At 67.9% G+C, this 21,339-nt stretch carries 17 protein-coding genes and 1 pseudogene; 14 read left to right on the forward strand and 4 right to left on the reverse strand.

What is annotated here, in order from left to right:
* Position 1: 1 nt before the first annotated feature.
* The 4 genes from ACZYZE_RS05760 (at position 2) to ACZYZE_RS05775 (ending at position 5,089) form a co-directional block, all read left to right on the forward strand.
* Positions 2 to 1,027, forward strand: a complete 1,026-nt coding sequence (locus ACZYZE_RS05760; protein WP_459316862.1) for an ABC transporter permease — start codon at positions 2 to 4, stop codon at positions 1,025 to 1,027.
* A complete protein-coding gene (locus tag ACZYZE_RS05765; RefSeq protein WP_463906759.1) occupies positions 1,024 to 2,727 on the forward strand; it encodes an ABC transporter ATP-binding protein in 1,704 nt (567 codons plus the stop codon). The genes ACZYZE_RS05760 and ACZYZE_RS05765 overlap by 4 nt, the downstream gene beginning before the upstream one ends.
* Before the next feature lie 866 nt (positions 2,728 to 3,593).
* Positions 3,594 to 4,043, forward strand: a complete 450-nt coding sequence (locus ACZYZE_RS05770) for a chorismate mutase (RefSeq protein ID WP_459316860.1) — start codon at positions 3,594 to 3,596, stop codon at positions 4,041 to 4,043.
* 2 nt (positions 4,044 to 4,045) lie between these two features.
* Complete coding sequence (locus ACZYZE_RS05775; RefSeq protein ID WP_459316859.1) at positions 4,046 to 5,089, forward strand: uroporphyrinogen decarboxylase/cobalamine-independent methonine synthase family protein; 1,044 nt, start codon at positions 4,046 to 4,048, stop codon at positions 5,087 to 5,089.
* An 87-nt stretch (positions 5,090 to 5,176) separates the two neighbouring features.
* Here ACZYZE_RS05775 and ACZYZE_RS05780 read toward each other — a convergent pair.
* Positions 5,177 to 5,890 (reverse strand): annotated as a pseudogene (locus tag ACZYZE_RS05780) (DUF4166 domain-containing protein).
* Positions 5,891 to 6,204: 314 nt separating this feature from the next.
* On the opposite strand from ACZYZE_RS05780, the gene mtrA reads away from it, so the two are divergent.
* From mtrA to secA, 7 genes are all read left to right on the forward strand, one after another.
* On the forward strand, positions 6,205 to 6,879 hold the full coding sequence (gene mtrA, locus ACZYZE_RS05785) for an MtrAB system response regulator MtrA (protein ID WP_459316857.1): 675 nt from the start codon (positions 6,205 to 6,207) through the stop codon (positions 6,877 to 6,879).
* Positions 6,880 to 7,105: 226 nt separating this feature from the next.
* Positions 7,106 to 8,905: an MtrAB system histidine kinase MtrB gene (gene mtrB, locus ACZYZE_RS05790; RefSeq protein WP_459317074.1), complete on the forward strand. Its 1,800-nt coding sequence runs from the start codon at positions 7,106 to 7,108 to the stop codon at positions 8,903 to 8,905.
* On the forward strand, positions 8,902 to 10,623 hold the full coding sequence (locus ACZYZE_RS05795) for an LpqB family beta-propeller domain-containing protein (protein WP_459316856.1): 1,722 nt from the start codon (positions 8,902 to 8,904) through the stop codon (positions 10,621 to 10,623). The genes mtrB and ACZYZE_RS05795 overlap by 4 nt, the downstream gene beginning before the upstream one ends.
* 102 nt (positions 10,624 to 10,725) lie before the next feature.
* Positions 10,726 to 11,718: a ComF family protein gene (locus ACZYZE_RS05800; RefSeq protein ID WP_459316855.1), complete on the forward strand. Its 993-nt coding sequence runs from the start codon at positions 10,726 to 10,728 to the stop codon at positions 11,716 to 11,718.
* A gap of 143 nt (positions 11,719 to 11,861) precedes the next feature.
* Positions 11,862 to 12,587, forward strand: a complete 726-nt coding sequence (hpf, locus tag ACZYZE_RS05805; protein WP_459316854.1) for a ribosome hibernation-promoting factor, HPF/YfiA family — start codon at positions 11,862 to 11,864, stop codon at positions 12,585 to 12,587.
* Positions 12,588 to 12,619: 32 nt separating this feature from the next.
* Positions 12,620 to 13,870 carry a winged helix-turn-helix domain-containing protein gene (locus tag ACZYZE_RS05810; RefSeq protein ID WP_463906760.1) on the forward strand — a complete coding sequence of 417 codons (1,251 nt, stop codon included), beginning with the start codon at positions 12,620 to 12,622 and terminating at the stop codon, positions 13,868 to 13,870.
* A 70-nt stretch (positions 13,871 to 13,940) separates the two neighbouring features.
* Positions 13,941 to 16,679 carry a preprotein translocase subunit SecA gene (gene secA / locus ACZYZE_RS05815; protein ID WP_459316852.1) on the forward strand — a complete coding sequence of 913 codons (2,739 nt, stop codon included), beginning with the start codon at positions 13,941 to 13,943 and terminating at the stop codon, positions 16,677 to 16,679.
* 215 nt (positions 16,680 to 16,894) lie between these two features.
* On the opposite strand, the gene ACZYZE_RS05820 is transcribed toward secA, so the two are convergent.
* Positions 16,895 to 17,377, reverse strand: coding sequence for an Rv3235 family protein (locus tag ACZYZE_RS05820; protein WP_459316851.1), 483 nt, complete (start codon positions 17,375 to 17,377; stop codon positions 16,895 to 16,897).
* A gap of 81 nt (positions 17,378 to 17,458) precedes the next feature.
* Positions 17,459 to 18,235, reverse strand: coding sequence for a LysM peptidoglycan-binding domain-containing protein (locus ACZYZE_RS05825; protein WP_463906762.1), 777 nt, complete (start codon positions 18,233 to 18,235; stop codon positions 17,459 to 17,461).
* Positions 18,236 to 18,391: 156 nt separating this feature from the next.
* On the opposite strand from ACZYZE_RS05825, the gene ACZYZE_RS05830 reads away from it, so the two are divergent.
* Complete coding sequence (locus tag ACZYZE_RS05830) at positions 18,392 to 18,964, forward strand: hypothetical protein (RefSeq protein WP_463906763.1); 573 nt, start codon at positions 18,392 to 18,394, stop codon at positions 18,962 to 18,964.
* A gap of 30 nt (positions 18,965 to 18,994) precedes the next feature.
* On the opposite strand, the gene ACZYZE_RS05835 is transcribed toward ACZYZE_RS05830, so the two are convergent.
* On the reverse strand, positions 18,995 to 19,210 hold the full coding sequence (locus ACZYZE_RS05835; protein ID WP_459316848.1) for a helix-turn-helix domain-containing protein: 216 nt from the start codon (positions 19,208 to 19,210) through the stop codon (positions 18,995 to 18,997).
* A gap of 153 nt (positions 19,211 to 19,363) precedes the next feature.
* On the opposite strand from ACZYZE_RS05835, the gene ACZYZE_RS05840 reads away from it, so the two are divergent.
* Positions 19,364 to 20,008 carry a CpaB family protein gene (locus ACZYZE_RS05840; RefSeq protein WP_463906766.1) on the forward strand — a complete coding sequence of 215 codons (645 nt, stop codon included), beginning with the start codon at positions 19,364 to 19,366 and terminating at the stop codon, positions 20,006 to 20,008.
* Positions 20,005 to 21,336 carry a CpaE/TadZ family protein gene (locus ACZYZE_RS05845; protein ID WP_459316846.1) on the forward strand — a complete coding sequence of 444 codons (1,332 nt, stop codon included), beginning with the start codon at positions 20,005 to 20,007 and terminating at the stop codon, positions 21,334 to 21,336. The genes ACZYZE_RS05840 and ACZYZE_RS05845 overlap by 4 nt, the downstream gene beginning before the upstream one ends.
* The last annotated feature ends 3 nt before the right edge of the window (positions 21,337 to 21,339 follow it).

Raw genomic sequence — 21,339 nt, forward strand, 5'->3', positions numbered from 1 at the left:
CATGAGCACCGCTCCCATTATCGAAACCGGCACGGACCGCCGCGCACCCTGGTTCCGGCGTCTGCCGGTCATCTCGCACTTCAACAAAAGCGTCGGCCTGCAGCGGGGAATGCTCGTCGCCGGGCTCGTCCTGACCATCATCTTCCTGCTGACCGCAATCTTCGCGCCGCTGATTGCCCCCTTTGGCTTCTCCCAGATCTCCGACGCCGACGGAAGCTTTCCGTCGCAGGAGCCCCCCGGCGGTAAGCACCTGATGGGTACCACAGTCGGCGGCTACGATGTGTTTTCCCGTGTTGTCTGGGGCGCCCAGACCGCAGTCCTGGTGATCATCGTGGCCGTGGTCATGTCGATTTTCATCGGCGTGGCACTGGGCCTGGTCAGCGGCTACCTCGGCGGCTGGCTGGACCGGATCCTCGTCGTGATTGCCGACGCCGTCTACGCCTTCCCGTCGCTGCTCGTTGCCATTGTTATGGCGATCGTGATCAGCGGTGGCCGGTCGAGCCTCTGGGGCGGCATCCTGGCGGCGGCGATTTCCATCACCGTGGTCTTTATCCCGCAGTACTTCCGCGTCATCCGGGCTGAGACCATCCGGCTCAAGGCGGAACCGTTCGTGGAATCGGCAAAGGTCGTGGGCGCCTCCAACATCCGCATAATGCGCCGCCACGTCTTCAAGAACGCCACCCGCACCCTGCCGCTGATCTTCACGCTCAACGCCTCAGAGGCCATCCTTACCCTCGCCGGCCTGGGCTTCCTCGGCTTCGGCATTGAGCCGACCTCGGCCGCCGAGTGGGGCTTCGACCTCAACAAGGCGCTGGCGGATACCACCTCGGGCATCTGGTGGACGGGCGTTTTCCCGGGCCTGGCGATGGTCCTCACCGTTCTCGGACTGACGCTGGTCGGCGAGAGCATCAACGACCTTAACGATCCCCGCCTGCGGGGCCGTAAGGCAGCCTCCTCCGGAAAAGGCGGCCCCGATTCCAGCACCGCCGCCCAGGCCGCAATCGCAGCAGAAGTGAGAAGTTCATGACCACCAACATTGACAAGCGCGGCACAAGCGCTGGACCGGTCCTCGACATCGACCACCTCAAGGTCACTTTCGCCACCGACGCCGGCGACGTCTACGCCGTCAAAGACGTGAGCCTCACAGTCAACCCCGGCGAAGTCGTGGCGATTGTGGGCGAATCCGGCTCGGGCAAGACCGTCACGGCGAAGACCATCCTCGGACTGCTGCCCGAAACCGCGATCAGCTCCGGAGCGGTGCTGATCAACGGCAACAACGTGATCAGCGTCAGCGCGGCGAAGCTCCGGCAGATCCGGGGCCGGGACGTGGCCATGGTCTTCCAGGAACCGTCCACCGCGCTCAACCCCGTCTTTACCGTGGGCTGGCAGATCGCCGAGGGCATCCGCGCCCACGCCGGTCACGGCGGAGCCGGTCGGGTGAGCGCCAAGGAAGCCAAGGGGCGCGCGATCGAGGCGCTCCGCAAGGTGGGTATCCCGGATCCGGAAACCCGGGTCAACTACTACCCGCACCAGTTCTCCGGCGGGCAGAAGCAGCGCGTGGTCATTGCCGCGGCGCTGGCGCTGAACCCGGGGCTGATCGTCGCCGACGAACCAACCACCGCCCTGGACGTCACCGTGCAAGCCGAAATCCTGGAGCTACTGCGGGACCTCCGCGACCAGTACGGCACTTCGATCGTGCTCATCACCCACAACATGGGGGTGGTGGCGGACCTCGCCGACCGCGTCGTCGTGATGTACCAGGGCGATGTCGTTGAAGAGGCCTCCTCGCGGGTGCTCTTCGCCGAACCGAAGCAGGACTACACCAAAAAGCTCCTGGCCGCTGTCCCGCACCTGGGCAGGAACTCGGCCTCCGAAGGCATGACCGAGCGCGCCCACCAGGGCGGCAAAGTGCTGGTCGAGGCCAGGAACCTGACCATCGAGTACCCCGGCCGGCTGGGCAGCCCCGCCTTCAAGGCCGTCGATGGTGTTAACTTCACACTGTCCGAGGGCGAGGTCTTCGGGCTCGTCGGTGAGTCGGGATCGGGCAAGACCACCATCGGCCGGGCCATCGCGGGGCTGAACCGGACCACGGGCGGAAGCCTGAAGGTGCTGGGCTACGAGATGCTCAATCTCAAGGAACGCACCTTCAAGCCGCTGCGCAAGCAGATCGGCTTCGTGTTCCAGGACCCGGCGGCGTCCTTCAACCCGCAGCTGACCATCGGAGACTGCGTCGCCGAGCCGCTCATCATCCACAGCAACCCGACTCCGGCGCAAGCACGCCAGCGGACCCGTGAGCTGCTTGAATCGGTGCAGTTGCCGGCGTCGTACGCGGAACGGTTCCCGCACGAACTCTCCGGCGGACAGCGGCAGCGCGCGTCCCTGGCGCGCGCGCTGATCCTGAACCCGAAGCTGCTGATCGCCGATGAGCCGACCTCTGCGCTTGACGTTTCGGTGCAGGCAAAGGTGCTGGAACTGTTCAAAGAGATCCAGGCCGAATTCGGCTTCGCCGCCCTATTTATCAGCCACGACCTTGCCGTCGTGGATATCCTGTCCCACTGGGTCGGTGTGCTCTACAAAGGCAAGATGGTGGAGCAGGGACTCGGCAACCAGGTGATGGGCAACCCGCAGCACGCCTACACGAAGAAGCTGATCGCCTCGCTGCCGGTTCCAGACCCGGATGAGCAGGCCCGGCGCCGGGAGGCATTCCGCGAGGTGCTCCACAGCTAAGCCTCCGGCGGGTACCCGCTGACCGGACATGCCCACCGTTCGCTGCGAACGATGCACACTAACCGTTGCCACTTGGAATACCTCCACAACCATGGATCGTCCTGCCTTACCTGACGCATCTTCCGGTTAGGACTCCGGCGGTTCGCCAAAGATGGCCGCTATGGGGGTCCCCGGGCTCCGGCACGACGCTCCCGCCCAGTTGCTTCCACACGCACCACGCAGCATCCGCGGAATCCGGCGGTTTCGTGGGGCTGATGCGCGTTCCGGAGCCGGGCAACTGGGCTGGAACGTCGCCACCCGGGGAGCAAGGACGTACGCAGCAACCCCGCCGCTGAGCATGCTCAGCGGCGGGGTTTCGTGGTTGCGGACAGGTTATTCGGGGCATAGTGGGGTGCGGGGCGGCCGCCATGGCAGCGATTCGCCAAAGATGGCCGGGATGACGGTCTTATACCGGCCATCTTTGTCGAATGGGCGCCCGCCACGTGCGCCCGCCAGTTGTCCCCGGACCTGACATACCTGGAAATCAATCGATGGTGCGCCGCGGCAACGCGCCGCGGCTCATGGTCTCGCAGCGGAACCTCGCCATCAGCACCGGATAGCCAAAATCACCAACATCGCCAAAGCCACCCGACGGTGATGGTGGCAGTAGGCCGTTGGCCGGAAACGCCAACCGCGCCCCCAAACCCGCCAGGATCAAGCCACGACCCACGACTTTGCATCAGATCCCGGGGCAGGCGCCGGAGAGCGAGCCCGGCAATACACCGGGGAAGGCGCTGTACAAGGCGCCGGGAAGGCATCCACCCAGGCCAGCCGGGGCGGCGCTTAACAGGCGGATTGATTGGCGGCACTGCCCCTAGACTGGGTCAATGACCGAGCAGAACCAGACTCATCCCGATGCCGATTCCTATGATCCCGGGGCCAGCTCGCTGGCCGGTCAGGTGGATCCGGCGGTGATGGCGGAACTGTTGTCGATCCGCTCCAGCATCGACAACATCGATGCCACCCTTGTGTACCTCCTCGCCGAACGCTTCAAGGCGACACAGAAGGTCGGATTCCTCAAGGCCACCCACAAGTTGCCCGCCGGCGACCCTGGCCGGGAAACCGCCCAGATCGCCCGCCTGCGCCGGCTCGCCGCAGAGGCGCACCTGGACCCGGCCTTCGCCGAGAAATTCCTGAACTTCATCATCGGCGAGGTCATCCGCCACCACGAGGCCATCGCTGAGGATCACGAGGCCGCAGCCCAGGCCGCCAGTTCACAGGCGGCCAACTCCCAGACACGCGTCTCCGCGGACCCTGCCGTCTCCGCGGACGCCTAGCCGTGCCCGCCCCCATCCGCCCTGAGCCGGACCAGGTCACCGCCACAGCCCTGGGCCCCTGGCCCGGAGAAGACCCGGTTGAGGCCGCACGCATCATCCGCGGCGAACTCGGCAGCCCCCACCTGCCTTTCCTCGCCGAGCTGCCGGACCGCGGCGTCGGATCGGACGCCCTCGGCCGGACCGCCTCCCTGCTGGTGGACGTGTCCGTCGATGTGCAACCGTATGGCTGGCGGATCGTGGACCGGCCAGGCAAGGATCTGAAACGGGCGCGCTCGGCCCTCTCCACCGACATCAACATCCTGGCCGACGTCATCGGAGCCGAGGACACCCCGGCCACGGACATCAAGATCCAGCTGCGCGGCCCGCTCAGCCTTGCCGCCGGCCTGCATCTGCACAACGGCGAGCGCGCCTTGCTTGACTACGGCGCCCGCCGCGACCTCGCGGACTCCCTGGCAGCAGGTGCCGGCAGCTACCTCAGCCGGGTTGCCTCGGCGGCCCCCGGGGCCCGCATCGTGGTCCAGATCGACGAGCCGGAGATTGCGTCCGTGCTGGCGGGCACCATCCCCACCTCCAGCGGCTACCGGACCCTGCGCTCGGTTCCAGGCCAGGAAGCCACCGACTCCTGGCAGGTGGTCATCGACGCGCTGCGGGAAGCCGGGGCCATCGAAATCGTCGTCGCGGTCCCTGAAATCGAGGCGCCGTTTGACCGGATTCTGGCTGCGGGTTCGGACGGGATCGCCGTGCCGCTCCGTGCCCTCACCTCCCGTCAGTGGGAGCAGCTGGCCGGTGCGGTAGAAGACGGAAAACGGCTCTGGGCCGGAGCTCTGGACCTGGCCCGGCCCGGCGCGGCACTGCCCCGCGTCGCCGACGTCGTCGAAACCGTCTGGCGGCCGTGGCGGCAGCTCGGCCTGCCGGCGTCCACGCTGAGCGCGGTGCGGGTCACGCCGTCGGACGGGCTCGAGGGGCATTCGCCTTCCGCTGCGACCGCTGCGCTCGTGCGGCTGACCCAGGTGGCCGACGGGCTCAATCAGCTCGCCCTCGGCTGATCCTCGTCGCGAGCCGGAAGCCCGCCGGAAGCCCCGCCGGTAGCCCCGCCGGAAGCCCCGCCGGTAGTCCCGCAGGTAGCCCCGCTGTCAGACGCGGCGCTCCCAGCGGTCCGGACGGGCGCGCTCGGGAAGGTATCCCGGGGCAGTGGCGCCGCCGGGGTAGGGTTCCAGCCGGTAGTCGAAGTGGCCGGCATAGACCAGCACCAGGCCGATCTGCGGCTGGATCACCTTGACCTGGATCCGGTGCTTGCCCGTGCCGCCCTCGCCCGGCTCCCACCACTGTTCGGCGTAGGCCTTGGCATCCAAGGCAGCGGGCAGCGGAATCCGCAGTGGCCCCAGGAACAGCCGCGACGACTCCGAGACCCCGCGCAGCCTGCCGCCGGCGGTGACGCTGAGGTTGAGGTCCGTGACGAGCCTGCGGTACCGGCCGACGTAGTCCACCAGCCCGTGCCTGCTGCCGGGATCATCGAAGCTGGTGGTGTCGTGGAACAGTCGGGTGGTGCCGGGGAAGAAGATTTCCCGCCGGGCCGTCAGGCTTGACCGGCCGAACGGGTCCAGGTGGGCGTGGTTCTCGATCCGGAACGGGATGCCTTCGCCGTACTCCGGGAAGAACGCCTGCTCCCCGCCGGCCAGGCGCAGCAGCGGACGCAGCTAGCGCTGCCGGCAGCCGACGACGTCGAACACACCCTCGCCCACGCCGTAGCGGCCGGAGCCCGGGGCGAGCGAGAAATAGTCCTGCAGTTCCGGCTGCAGACGGCCAAAGTCGCGGCCGAGGGCGAGCTCGTAGATGGGGGTGCTCACGGGTTCCTCCTGGTCATTCTGCCCGTCCTGGCCGGACGTGTGCCTGTCCACAGCATGCGGGACAATCCGCGGAATGTCACAGCGGGCCGTGTTGTGTCGGGCCCGCTCATCACCGCCGGCGCTCACCGGGTCCGGACGGCACAGGCACATCCCTGGCCTGAAGTTTGAGCGTCGGGTCACACGCGTCCGGGCGGATTCCCGTGGTCGAAATGGTGGCGGCGGCGGCAGGCTGGCCCGTCCTGCCGCCGGAGCGCACGCCATGCCGGTGAAGCGCCGAATACGACAAAGCCATTTCAATAGGGGAATATATAACTATGAAGGCACGCATTCTGGTAGTGGACGATGACGAGGCGCTCGCCGAGATGATCGGTATTGTGCTGCGCAACGACGGGTTCGAACCCGTCTTCTGCGCTGACGGCGGGCAGGCCCTGGAAGTTTTCCGTTCCTCGAAGCCGGACCTTGTGCTGCTCGACCTGATGCTTCCCGGCATAGACGGCATCGAAGTGTGCCGCCAGATCCGCGCCGAGTCGGATGTGCCGATCGTTATGCTGACGGCCAAGTCGGACACCTCCGACGTCGTCCGGGGCCTGGAATCGGGCGCCGATGACTACGTTCCGAAGCCTTTCAAGCCCGCCGAACTCGTGGCCCGCGTCCGTGCTCGCCTGCGTCCGGGCGACCAGAAGGCACCGGAAACCCTGCGCATCGCGGATGTCACCATCGACGTCGCCGGCCACCTCGTCAGCCGCGGCAGCGAGCGGATCTCGCTGACGCCGCTGGAATTTGATCTGCTGGTTGCCCTGGCCCGCAAGCCCTGGCAGGTCTTCACCCGGGAGCTCCTTCTGGAGCAGGTCTGGGGCTACCGCCATGCCGCCGATACGCGGCTGGTCAACGTGCACGTCCAGCGGCTGAGGTCCAAGATCGAGCGTGACCCGGAAGCCCCCGAAGTTGTATTGACGGTCCGTGGTGTCGGTTACAAAGCAGGTTCCTGAGCCCTCGGACGGCACGCCCAGGGCCCTGAGCGAGCGGGTCCTGCCGGAGAACACCGCCCGCACCCCGGCCGACACTCCGGAATCTGACGCCGCACCGGCCGCCGTCGGGCCTGATGCCGCAACGGAACCGGGCGCCACCGCCGGGCCGCACCCCGCCGCCGGACACATCCCCGGCGCGCAGTCCCTGGCTTTCCGAACCCGGATCTGGGTCCGCCGAGCCCGCATTGTGGGCGTGCGGGTGGCACAGCTGGTGCGCACCGGTGTATTCGGGCTGGTACCCGGCATCCGGAACCTGGTGCGCTCGGTGCACCGGAAGTGGCGTCGGTCCCTGCAGTTCCGGACGGTGCTGACCACGCTGATGCTGGCCATCGCTTCCTTCGCCGTCGTGGGCGCGTACCTGTCCAACCAGATCGCCAACAACCTCTTCCAGGAGCGTCTCGCCCAGGCCGAGTCGGAGACCCGCTACAACGTCAAGCAGATCCAGGACACGTTCGACGGCGCGCAGGTCACCGACCAGTCCAGCGTGATCACCCTGGTCTACGACACCCTGAACGCCGTCGAAGGCCGCGGATCGGTGATCCAGCGCCGTTACGTCTTCGAAGCGATGCCCGAACAGACCAAACCCCGCAACCGCTGGGTCGAATCGAGGGCCTCGGACCAGCTCACCATCAGTGTCATTCCAGCGGAGCTGCGCAAGGCCGTGCAGGATTCGGGCAAGGAACAGTTCTGGGCCTCCACGGAATTCCCGGTGGGCACCGAGGACCGGCCCGGCATCGCCGTGGGCAACAAGGTCACCTTCAACGGCACCGTCTACGAGCTCTACCTCATCTACGACCTCAACACGGCGCAGAAGACCCTCGACGAGATCCAGAACGTCCTGCTCGCGGGCGCCGCGGCGCTCGCGCTCATGATCGGAGCCGTCGCCTGGTACGTGACCCGGAACGTCGTCAGCCCGGTCAGCCACGCCGCCCTGGTCTCTGAAAAGTTGGCCGCCGGCCAGCTGCAGGAGCGCATGGTGGTAAAGGGCGAGGATGAGGTGGCACGCCTCGGCGCCTCGTTCAACCACATGGCCGCGAGCCTCCAGGAACAGATAACCCAGCTTGCCACCCTGTCCCAGATGCAGCAGCGCTTCGTTTCCGACGTCTCCCACGAACTGCGGACCCCGCTGACCACAGTACGGATGGCCGCTGAGGTGCTTTACGACGCCCGCGAGGACTTCGACCCGATCAACAAGCGCTCCGCCGAGCTGCTCTACCACCAGGTGGAACGCTTCCAGTCCCTGCTGGCGGACCTGCTGGAGATCTCCCGCTTCGACGCCGGCGTCGCCATGCTCGACGCCGAACCCACCGACATCGTGCAGGTCATTTCGCACGTGATGGAAGGCGTGGCCCCGGTCGCCGCCGGGTACGGCTCCAGGGTCACGCTTAATGCCCCCGCCGAGAGCATCATCGTGGAGATGGACGACCGGCGGTTCGACCGGATCCTGCGCAACCTCGTCCTGAACGCCCTGGAACACGGCGAGGGCCGGCCCGTGAGCATATCCGTGGCCGCCAACGATGCGGCCGTGGCCGTGGCCGTCCGGGACCACGGAATTGGCATGAGCCAGGCCGAGGCAGCCCGCGTCTTTGACCGGTTCTGGCGCGCCGATCCGGCCCGCGCCCGGACCACGGGCGGCAGCGGCCTGGGCCTGTCCATCGCCGCAGAGGACACCAAACTCCACAACGGCTGGCTCCAGGGCTGGGGGAAGAAGGGGAGCGGCTCCAACTTCCGGCTGACCCTCCCGCTGCGCCAGGGCGGGACCATTACCAGGTCCCCGCTGCAGCTGGAACCCACCGACGTCGGGATCCCCGGCAACGGACGGGAACGGACCATGGTCCTGCTGGACCCTGTGCCGGTCCCGGAGCGGCGCCCCGCCGGTGAGGACAATCCCGACGGCGGCGCTGCCACCGGCACGGCGGACACAGGCACCACAGACACCACCGGCCCGACCGGGACGACCGGCGCCGGAACGAAGGAGTGGTCATGATTGGAGGCCCGGGGAAGTTCACCCGCACCGGCGCAGTGCTGCTGGCGGTCCTGCTGTTCCTGCTGACGTCGTGTGCCCAGATCCCGCGCTCGGGGCCCGTCGGCAAGAGTACGGACGAGAGCGCCGGAAACCCGAAGAACGCCCCGGTGTTCTTTCCGTCCGCGCCGCGTCCGGGCGCGGGCCCCGAGACGGTGATCGAGGACTTCTACCTCGCCGGCAGCGGCTACGAGGACGACTATGCTGTGGCCCGCCAGTACCTCACCCAGGCATCGTCGGTCACCTGGAAACCGGACCAGCGGGCGCTCGTCTTCCGGTCCGCCCGGGTGGTGCCCACCGGCGTCGAAAATGTCTTCAACTATGAGCTCGACCTTGCCTACACGGTCGATGCGGACGGGGTTGCCACCCAGCTGCCCGAGGGGACCAAGGAGAACATTCCCGCCGCACTGACCCAGGTGGACGGCGAATGGAGGATCGCCCAGATCCCGGACGGGACGGCAATCCCGGAGGAGACCTTCAAGGTCATTTACGGGGCCTACCCGATCTACTTCTACGACCCCACATTCACCTACGCGGTCCCGGATGTCCGGTGGTTCATCAAGAAGAAGACCGTCAAGGCCATGACCAGCGCTCTCCTCGGCGGGCCAGCCCCCTATCTCAAGGGCGCAGTCGTGAGCGCTTTCCCCTCCGGCATCAAACTTGCCCGCGAGTCGGTCCCGGTGGTCTCCGGCGCCGCCCAGGTGGACCTCACCGCCAAGGACCTCGTGGAGGCCTCGAACGAGGACCGGCTGCGGATGCAGACCCAGCTGGCCCTGACTTTCCGCAGCCAGCCCGACGTCATCAACGTCGAGCTCCGCGCCAACCAGGATCTGGTCCGCGTCGAGGACAACGGATCGGTCCTGCCGCCGATCCGGGACAAGAACGTCCCGTCGCACCAGATTGCCGTCAACAACAAGGACCTGGTCCGGTACGAGAACAACAGGATCTCCCCGCTCCAGGACATCCAGTCCGTCGCCGCACTGGCGCCGCGGGCGCCCGCGGAGTCTCCCAGCTCGCAGTCGGCGGCGTTCCTGAACGCGGCCCGGACCACGCTGTACTCCATCGTGCCCGGCCAGCCCGCCAGGGCGCTTACCACCCGTGCCAGCCTGACCCGGCCCTCCTTCGGCCGGTACGACTGGGTCTGGACGGCCGGCCCCGGGGCCAGCGGTGCCACCGAAGTGATAGCCTTCCGGCCCGTCGGCGTGGCCGAAGCGTCCGCCGTGCCGGCCGTGACCCTCGCGCCGACCTGGCTTGCCGGGCGGATTGTCAAGGAGTTCAGGGTGTCCCGCGAAGGCGCCCGGGCCCTCGTCATTTCCGAACAGAACGGCAAGACCAAAGTCCAGGTGACGGGCATCGTCCGGGCGGCAGACGGCACGCCCAAGGACCTCACGGCGCCGATGACACTGCAGACCTCCCGGGAGCCGGACCAGGGCGTGTGGGTGGACGACACTACAGTCGCCGTGATGAACGGCTCCGCGGGCGAAAGCGTCACTCCCGAACTGCTGTCGCTCGCGTCCGCCCAGCCGCAGCAGCTGTCGCCGTGGCCCGGGCTGACCGCACTGAGCGCAGGAAACGGCCCGGAGGAAATCTTCGCCCAGTCCGCGGAAGGCATCTTCCAGCGGCTCGGGAACGGCTGGTCGCCGCAACTCAAGGGCCCGATCGATCCGTCCTTCCCGGGATAGGCCGGTTCCGCCGCCCGTCCAACAGCTGGTTTCCACACCCCGTTTTCCACATAGGGGCTGCAGACGCTTCCGGGGCTCCCGGCGCCGCGGGAGCCTTGGCGGGTGGAATCACCCAGACAGCCGTACGGCAGATGCGGGCGCACGGACCACCGTGGCGCCGCGGACCCGGACCTCGCCCCGGCGGCACCGACGGCGGCCAAACACCGCGGTGACTACCGCCGCCCGCTCCTGCGGATGGCGGACCTGGCCGGTGCGGCCGCTGCGGAGCTGTTGGCTCTTGCCGTACCGGTGGACTGTGTCTGCTGCGGTGCGGAGGACCTCGCCCTGTGTGGCGGCTGCGAGCGGCAGGTCCGCCTCCTGACCCGGACACCCTTCAGGGCCGAGGCGCAGGCCCCCGCCCTGATGGATGTGGATGGCTCGGTGCTCCTGGCCGTCGTGGCCGCCGGCGCGTACCGCGGGGAGCTGGCGCAGGCCCTGCTGTCCTTCAAGAGCCATGGCCAGGGGCAGCTCGGGGATGTGCTGGCCAGGGGCCTCGCGCGTGCTCTCAGGGCTGCCGCAGGGGATGCTGGGGGACTGCTGCTGGTCCCGGTACCCACGAGCGGCGGCGCCTACCGGAAGAGGGGGTTCAGCCCCGTCCATCTCCTGCTTGGCCGGCTCGGCGCCGGCAGCCCGGCGGGGGGACTCCGCGGATTCACCGTCGTCGACGCCCTGCGCAAGGCCGGTCCGGCGGCCCGGGCCCGGCCGATTGCCCGGGCCGGGACCATGGGAGCCGCGGCCGGTCCGTCGGGCGGGCAGAAAGGACTCGGGCGCGGCGCCCGGGCGCAGCGGGTACGCGGATCCATGCGGGCCAGGGGAGGGCTGCACCCGCCGGATCTCCGGGGCCGGCACTGCATCATCGTTGACGACGTGCTCACCACCGGGGCAACGCTGGCCGAAGCCGCCCGGGTGGTGCGGGCCGCGGGTGGCCTGGTCCGGGGCGCCGTCGTCCTCGCCGCGACACGCCCGCCGGTCACCACCGGGTTCGTTGCCGCTGGCCGCATTGTTGCGGGAGCGACGGACGGCAAAGAAAAAAATAAACCAAAAAAGGATGAATAAGAGAAGGCTATGAACTAACGTCGAAGATGGGTACCAAGAACAGATGTACCTGTCGATAGCGGCTCGGAAAGGGGCTCGACTGTCAGTCAAATCAGCCCCAGGAAGTGCAGCTGTCGTGTCACCGAAGTCATTTGGAGGGCACCATGGAGTTCATGATCAGCGGACGCAATTTGACGGTCTCAGACCGGTTCCGCGAGTACGCCGACGAGAAGATCTCGAAGATCGCCTCGCTGGGGGACAAGGTCCAGAGGGTGGACGCAAAGGTCTCCAAGGAGACTAAGGCCCGCCAGACCGATGAGATGCTCACGGTTGAGCTGACAGTCCTGGGCCGCGGCCCCGTGATCCGTGCCGAAGCCAGCGCCGCAGACAAATTCGCCGCGTTCGATCTCGCCTACAACAAGCTTCTTGAACGCCTGCGCCGGGCCAAGGACCGCAAGAAGGTCCACCACGGCAGGCACACTCCCAAGTCCGTCACCGAGGCGACGGCAACCCTCGAGCCGGCCAGTACCCGTGAGCCCATCTACGAGGAAGCGAGCCACTGGCAGGAGCCCAAGGCAGCTCCCGCCGAGAAGTCACCCTATGAGGTCGAGAACGACATCCCGGCCGGAGACTCACCCGTGCTGATCCGCCGGAAGGTCTTCCCCGCAGCATCCCTGACCCTCGACGACGCTGTCGACAACATGGAGCTCGTGGGCCACGACTTCTACCTCTTCGTGGACAAGGAATCCAAGGCGCCGTCCGTGGTTTACCGCCGCGACGGGTGGACCTACGGAGTAATCTCCCTGGACCAGACCTGCGAACCGGGCAAGGCCCAGCTGGAAGAGCAGATCATCGCGTACCGTTCCGAGGATGAGCCGGCCAGCGCATAAGGTGGTGCAGACCATCCGATGAAAGGACTGACGTGCACGAATCGCTGAGCCTCAAGCAGGCCCGGCGGATCGCACTGGCAGCCCAGGGATTGGACAAAGTACGGCCCGCCGGACCCGTGACTGCACGGGCGGTGGGCCGTACCTTTGCCCGCCTGAACCTGGTCCAGATCGACTCCGTAAACGTTCTTTCCCGCAGCCATTACCTGCCGTTCTTCGCCCGGCTGGGGAACTACGACCGCGCCATCCTGCAGCGGATGGCCGGCACACACCCGCGCCGGATGATGGAGTACTGGGCCCACGAGGCCAGCTTCATTCGGCCGGACCATTTCCAGGACCTTGTGCTGTGGCAGAGCCGGAAGTGGGTCGACGCGCACGCCATGGACCAGGAACTGCGGAGCGGCGTCGCGGCCCGGGTGCTCGAGGCTCTCGCCGCCGGCAAACCGATGACCGCCGCCGAACTCACGGCCCGGCTGGGTCACGTGGAGGACCGGCAGCAGGAGAACTGGGGCTGGAACTGGAACGCCGTCAAGAGGGTCCTGGAGCACCTCTTCGAGGAAGGCCTCATCTCCGCGGCCTCCCGCACGGACTCCTTCGAACGCCGTTACACCCTCACCGCCAGGGTCCTCCCGCGGGCCCCGGATGCCCCGGCCGGCGCGGAGCCGGACCCGGCAGCCGCGATGGACCGGCTGATCGACGCCGCCGCCCAGGCGCACGGGATCGGCACGGTGCGGTGCTTTGCGGACTATTTCCGGTCCCCGCTGCGGCCCGCCGCCGTCGCCGTCAACAATCTGGTCGGGGCGGGCAGGCTGAGGCCGGTCACGGTGGCCGGCTGGAACAGGCCCCTGTACCGGCACGTCGAGGCCAAACTTCCGCGCACGGCCAGCGGCCGGGCACTGCTGAGCCCCTTCGACTCCCTGGTCTTCGAGCGCCGCCGGCTTGAAGAGCTGTTCGGCTTCCACTACCGGATCGAGATCTACACCCCCGAGCCGAAGCGCCGCTTCGGATACTATGTGCTGCCGTTCCTGCTCCGCGACGGCATTGTGGCCCGCGTCGACCTCAAAGCGGACCGCACCGCCGGGCTGCTGCTGGCCAGGGCCGCCCATGCCGAGCCCGGCGCTCCGGCCGACACCGCCGTCGAACTCGCCGCGGAACTGCGGCTCATGGCAGAGTGGTTGGAACTGGACCGGGTCGTTGTCTCCCCCGCGGGGGACCTGGCCCCGGCGCTCGCGGACGCCGTGTCCGGGACATCAGGGGGTCTATCCGCTCTGAGGGAACAGGCGTAACCGGCGCTTTGTCTCTCCCGTAGACTAAACACGCCAGAATTCGGCAGCTTGAGACTGGGAGCAACTTCACGTGGCATCACTTATCGAAAAACTTCTCCGTACGGGTGACAAAAAAACCCTGAGGCAACTGCGGAACTACGCCGATGCCATCAATGCCCTTGAAAGCTCGTTCCAGACCTTCACCGACGCCGAACTGCGAGAAGAGACGGACCGTCTCCGCGCACGGCACATCGACGGCGAGAAGCTGGACGATCTCCTGCCCGAGGCGTTCGCCGCCGTTCGTGAGGCAGCCTCCCGCACCCTCGGCATGCGCCACTTTGACGTCCAGCTTATGGGCGGCGCCGCCCTGCACCTGGGCAACATCGCGGAAATGAAGACCGGTGAAGGCAAGACGCTGGTGGCCACCGCTCCGGCCTACCTCAACGCTCTCGCCGGCAACGGCGTCCACGTCATCACCGTGAATGACTACCTGGCCGAATACCAGTCCGATCTTATGGGCCGCGTGTACCGCTTCCTCGGCCTGAGCAGCGGCTGCATCCTGTCCAACCAGGACCCCGCTGTGCGCCGCGAACAGTACGCCTCAGACATCACCTACGGAACCAACAACGAATTCGGCTTCGACTACCTGCGCGACAACATGGCCTGGGACAAGTCGGAACTGGTCCAGCGTGGCCACCACTTCGCGATCGTCGATGAAGTGGACTCGATCCTCATCGATGAGGCCCGTACGCCGCTCATCATCTCCGGACCCGCGCAGGGTGACACCAACCGCTGGTACGGCGAGTTCGCCAAGGTGGTCATGCGGCTCAAGGCCGAGACCGACTACGAGGTCGACGAGAAGAAGCGCACCGTCGGCGTCCTCGAATCCGGGATCGAAATGGTCGAGGACTACCTCGGCATCCACAACCTGTACGAGTCCGCCAACACCCCGCTCATCGGCTTCCTGAACAACGCCATCAAGGCCAAGGAACTCTTCAAGCGGGACAAGGACTACGTCATCCTGGACGGCGAAGTGCTGATCGTGGACGAGCACACCGGCCGCATCCTCGCCGGCCGCCGCTACAACGAGGGCATGCACCAGGCCATCGAAGCCAAGGAAGGCGTCGAGATCAAGGCCGAGAACCAGACGCTCGCCACCGTCACGCTGCAGAACTACTTCCGCATGTACGGCAAGCTCGCGGGCATGACAGGTACCGCCGAGACCGAGGCCGCCGAGTTCATGAGCACCTACAAGCTCGGCGTCGTCGCCATCCCCACCAACCGGGACATGACGCGGCTCGACCAGGCTGACCTCGTCTACAAGAACGAAGCCGTCAAGTTCGACGCCGTCGTCAAGGACATTGCCGAACGGCATGCCAAGGGCCAGCCGATTCTGGTGGGCACCACCAGCGTCGAGAAGAGCGAATACCTTTCCCGGCTGCTGGCCAAGGAAGGTGTCCGGCACGAGGTCCTGAACGCCAAGAACCATGCCCGTGAAGCCGCGATCGTGGCCCAGGCCGGCCGCAAGGCTGCCGTGACCGTCGCGACCAACATGGCAGGCCGCGGCACCGACATCATGCTCGGCGGAAACGCCGAGTTCACCGCCGTCGCCGAACTCGCCAAGCGCGGACTGGACCCGGAAGAAAACTCCGAAGAATACGAAGCCGTCTGGCCGGAAGCCTTCGAGGCAGCCAAGCAGTCGGTCAAGGACGAGCACGAGGAAGTCCTCGACCTCGGAGGCCTGTACGTGCTGGGAACCGAACGGCACGAATCACGCCGGATCGACAACCAGCTGCGCGGCCGCTCCGGCCGCCAGGGCGACCCCGGTGAGTCCCGGTTCTACCTGTCCCTGACCGATGACCTGATGCGCCTGTTCAACTCCGGCGCGGCCGAGCGGCTCATGAACAGCTCGGTGCCGGACGACGTCGCGCTCGAATCCAAGCTTGTCTCCCGCGCCATCGCCTCGGCCCAGGGCCAGGTGGAGGGCCGTAACGCCGAACAGCGCAAGAACGTCCTGAAGTACGACGACGTCCTGAACCGCCAGCGCGAAGCCATCTACGGCGACCGCCGTCGCATCCTGGAGGGCGATGACCTGCACGAGAAGGTCCAGTTCTTCCTCGAAGACACCATCAGCGCCTTCATCGACGAAGCGACCAGCGAAGGAACCGGCGACGACTGGGACTTCAACCTGCTGTGGACCAACCTCAAGACCCTCTACCCGGTGACTGTCACCCCGCGCGACCTGATCGACGAGGCCGGCGGAAAGTCTCGCATCACCGTGGATTTCCTCAAGGAAGAGATCCTCTCCGACGCGCGCCTGGTCTACGGGGCCCGCGAGGACGCAATCGGCTCCGAGAGCATGCGCGAACTCGAGCGCCGCGTGGTCCTGTCCGTCATCGGACGCAAGTGGCAGGAACACCTCTATGAGATGGACTACCTGAAGGAAGGTATCGGCCTGCGCGCGATGGCCCAGCGTGATCCGCTGGTGGAGTACCAGCGCGAGGGCTTCATCATGTTCCAGGCCATGATGGAGGCCATCCGCGAGGAGAGCGTCGGCTTCCTGTTCAACCTGGAGGTCGAGGTGACCCCCGCCGAGGATGTGGTCGTCGCCGACGCCGCGGGCGAGCATACGGAGCACCACGAGCCGCGGATCCGCGCTGCCGGGCTCGAGGCCCCGGAGAAGCCCGCCCAGCTGCAGTACACCGCTCCCGGCGAGGACGGCGCGGCCCAGACCCGCGTCGAGGCCAAGGCATCCGGCCGCTCCGGCAACCCGGCCAAGGCCGCCGCGCAGGACACCCCGCGCCGGGCCGGCAAGAAGAAGCGGCGCTAGCCAGCCGCTGACCGAGGGCCGCGGGCAGCGGGCAGACGGCCGACGACTGGGGGCAGTTGACTCCTTAGAGGCCGCCGAACCGGCGGCCACCTGAAAGAGGACCGGAACAGATGTTCCGGTCCTCTTTGGCTCTTCCGTCTCCTCCTTTCTTAAGCCCCAGCTTTGTTCCACAACGGGCCGCCGGCACGTCTGCCGAAGGGCCCAGGCACGGGCGGTCAGCCGATCTCCAGGGCGGTGACGCGCCAGACCAGCTTGTTGCGCTCCAGCCGCAGGGCGACCGCGCGGACCCGCGACTCCTCGACCACCACGGCGCTGGCTTCATAGACGTCCTCTGAGACCCGGCAGGCCCGGACCGAGCGGACGGAGGGGTTCCGGTGCAAACGGCCCGCGGTCGGTGAGCTACCGGACGGAACCCTCCGGGTCAGGGCCGCCCGGTGCTGCAGGGCCGTGAGGCACCGCTGGTCCAGCCGCCGGGCAAGCTGCTGGACCGGCCGTGTGCCGCCCAACACTTCAATCGCGGCCTGGACTGTGCTGCGGGCAATCGCGCAGATCTCGCGGCCTTCGTCTACCACCCGCAGGTTCGGTGCCGCCGGGCCGTGGCCGGTGGCCGGGGTTGCCGCAGCGGAAACCAGGCGGAGGGGTGCGACGGGTGAAACGGGGGTCTCGGCGGTTGCGCGGATCCTGGTCATTGCGCTCATGATGGTTCCTTTGCTGGTGGTTGGTGATCTCGCTTGCTGCAGGAAATACTGTGGTTGCCCTGCCGGGGCGCGCCCCGGGAGTCAGCCACCGGGCGGAAGCCTGAGTACCTGGCCGGGCCGCAACACATGGGGGTTCGCGCCGATGACGTCGCGGTTGGCCCGGTGCAGCAGGGGCCAGTCCAGGGCGATGTCGACGTCGGAGGCGAATGGTCCCAGCCTGGCCGCGGACAGGCTCCACAGCGAGTCCCCGGCGACGACGGTGACTTCGGTGTGCCGCTCCGCGGGCTCTTCGCCGCGGAGCTGTTGCCCCGCCAGCGGCCCGGGTTCCACGACGGGTGGGAGCGGCCTCCACTGCGGATCGACACCGGCGGTCGGGACCGGGGAAGGCGCGGCTGTCGGTGCGGGAACCGGCGTCGGGGTCCAGGCTGCGGACACGGCCGGCGGAGCCGGGGCCGCGCCGGGGACAGCGGGCGCGGCCGCAGCGGCCAGCGGTGCGCCGAGCAGTTGGAGGCCGACGGCGGCGAGGGCGAGGCGGCGCATGAACGCGGGAGCGAACCCGCCGGCGGCCGACGCCGCCCGTGTCCTTCCGCCGCGTTCCAGCAGGGCCGCGGCGACGGCGGCCGCGAGGGACATCACCCACCATGTGATGACGATCAGGCCGGCGGTGTTCGCCACGATGCCGAGCTGGTCCTCGAATCCGAGAGACTGCTGCCGGGCGGCGGAGGCACGCCAGCGCTGCACGAGGGTGTGGCCGGTTCCGGCCAGGAAGAGGCCCAGCAACAGGATAACGGCGGCGACCACTGCGTCGGCCCGGAGCAGGTGCCGGGTCCCGGAGTTCGCTGCCGCTGCTGTAACCATGGCATTCACCTTCGTTCATTTTAGTATCTTTAGATGTTATTTGATGCCGTTTGAAGTATTTAAAGACAGTTTGGACCCGTCTCCTGTGTTTTGTCTAGAGGTGCCTGCGTAGGTGCGGGGATTGACCGCGGCGAAACGGCCGCCTACGCTGACGCCATGCGCTGGGATGCCCTGTTCGACGACATGGAGGCACAACTGGCCGCCAACGTGCGGCTGGAGCTTGACGCGGAAACCGCGGAGCGGACGCGGGCGGATGCGGCCGCGGTCGAACTCGCGGACCGGCTCCGCGGTTCCCTGGGGCTCCGGATCGGCGTCCATCTCGCGTCCGGGTCCATGGTCGAAGGGATCTTGAGCCACGCCGGCAGCCAGGCGCTGGTGCTCAACGAGCCGCGGCACCAGCTGCTGATCCCGTATGCGTCGGCCGTGCGGTATCTCGGGCTCTCCCGGCTGGCGGTGGCCGAGCCGTCCACGGTCCGGCAAAGGCTCGGACTGGCCAGCGCCCTTCGTGCCCTGGCGAGGGACCGGGCGGGACTGGCCGTCCTGGTATCACGCGGGTCAGCGGCGGAATCCACGCTCCACGGCGTGATCGACAGGGTGGGGCGCGATCATCTGGATCTGGCTGTAACAGCGGAGGGCGAGGACCGGCGCGCCGCGAATGTCCGGCAGGTGGCGACCATTCCCTTTGCCGCCCTGGCGGGCCTCAGATCCGTCCGTTCGCCGGAGGATTAGCAGCGCTGTCGCTGCCGTGCGGGCGGGACCTTAGACCGACTTGGACCTGGCTTCCGCGATCATGCGGCTTGCCTCGGCGTAACGCTCCTCGATGTACTGCTCAAGCATCTTCTCCTCCACACGCCACTGGCCACGTCCACCCACCTGGATCGCCTTGAGCTCACCGCTGCGGACGAGGGCATAGGCCGCCGGAGCGTTGATCTGGAGCTGCTCGGCCACATCTGCGAGGGTCAGGAATCGGGGCATAACACCATTTTGCCACCGATGGGCCCGACTGGTGCTGTTATCCACAGTTTGCATTTGTTTGCTTCCGCATCTTCCCGTCCGGGCCACCAAGACGACACAATGATGGTGCCCGGCACTAACGCCCGGGTGGCGGCTACAGGGGGAGCAGGGCGCATGAGTGTGAGCACCGGGGCCGGCGGGGCGCGGCTGAAGAAGCCTTCGTGGAAAGACCCCCGGCTCCTGGTCGGAATCCTGCTCGTCCTGGCCTCCGTCGTCGGGGTCATCTCCCTGCTGGGAGCCGCAGACCAGACCACGGAAGCCTTCTCGGCGCGGGAACCGATCGCGGTGGGGGAGAGGCTCACCGCGGACAAACTCAACCGGGTCAAGGTCCGCCTGGGCGATGTGGAGCAGCACTACCTGACTCCTGAATCTGGACTGGCCGAGGGGCTGGTCGCCGTCCAAAGGATCGGCAAGGACCAGCTTCTGCCCCGCGAGAGCCTCGGACGTCTTGATGCGCTGGACCGTAAACCGGTGGCGGTCACTATCGATGAAGCCCTGCCCGGCCAGGCCGTGGCCGGGTCGCGGGTGGACGTCTGGGTGGCCAATCCCGACACCCGCAACGGCTTCAGCCCGCCCACGCTGCTGCTGCCGGGGGCGGCGATTGCCCAAATCACGACGGGCAGCACCGCGCTCGGCTCGGCGCGGTCCACCGTGGTCATGGTGCTGGTTCCGGACGAGCAGATGCCCCAGCTGCTGGGCGCCCAGGCGAACAAGGCGAAGATCTCCGTGGTCTGGAATCCGGGCGGTACCGGCCGATGAGCATCCCGGTGGTGACCGTCGGACGCTCCAGCGAGGACCTGGTGGGCGGCCTGGAGCGGCTCCACGGCCCGGTGTCCGTGGTCAGGCGGTGTGGCGAACTCGCCGAACTGCTGGCGGCCTGCCAGAGCGGTCTGGCCCGCGCCGCCGTCGTGGCTGAAGGCAGCGAGGAGCTGACGGCGTCGCTGGTTGACCGGCTCGCCGCCGTCGGAGTCGCGGTGCTGGCATTGACGGACAACCGGGAGGAGGTGGCCCGGCTGCGGGGGATCGGTGTTGCCGCCGAACCTCCCGGCGTCGGTGCCGCCGCCCTGGCCAGCCGCATCACGGCAGCGGTGGCGCAGCTGGGCGGGGCGGGCGTCCGGCCACGATACGGCGCTGATCTCGCCTTCGCGGATGGCGCTTTCGCCGACGCCCCCTCCGCCGGCGGAGAGCTGTCCGACGGCGGAACGGCCGGTGCGCCGGAACGCGCCGGGACCGGGCAGCTCATCGCGGTCTGGGGTCCGGCCGGCTCGCCGGGCAGGACCCTGGTTGCGGCCAACATCGCCGGCGAACTGGCGGCCGAGGGGAAATCCGTGCTGCTAGTCGACGCCGACAGCTACGGTGCCAGCGTGGCGGCCCTGCTCGGCCTGTTGGACGAAGCCGCGGGCCTCGCACAGGCCTGCCGGCTGGCGGACCAGGGCCTGCTCGACGGCGAGGCGCTGCTCAGGATTGCCACCCCGGTCGCCACCCGCTCGGGGACGTTCCGGGTACTCACCGGGATCACACGCGCGGACCGCTGGACCGAACTCCGCGCCGCAGCACTGTCCCGGGTGCTGGCGAGGGCGAGGCAGGTCGCCGATGTGACCGTGATCGACACCGGGTTCTGCCTGGAAGCGGACGAGGAGCTGAGCTTCGACACGATGGCTCCGCGCCGGAACGCCGCGACGCTGCGAAGCCTTGAACTGGCGGACACCGTCTTCGCGGTGGGAGCCGCGGACTCCATCGGGGTGCCGCGGCTGGTCCGGGGCCTGGCCGAGCTGGAGGCCGCCGTCCCCCAGGTGTCACCGCGGGTAGTGATGAACAAGGTCCGCTCGGCCGCCGTCGGGCGATCGCCCGAGCGGCAGCTCCGCGATGCCTGGGAACGGTACGGCCCGGCGGCGCCCGTCTCGGCCTTCCTGCCGGCGGACGCGGCGGCGTGCGACGCGGCGCTGCTGGCCGGGTCGCTGCTGCTCGAAACGGCCCCCGACTCGGCCCTTCGGAAGGCGATCGCCGGACTGGTTTGTGCACCTGCCCAGCGAAACCGCCGATCCTCTGTCTTTTCTTCCACAGCAAAGCGCCGGCTAAAGAGTTAGGCT

It is taken from the genome of Pseudarthrobacter woesei (assembly GCF_055412745.1).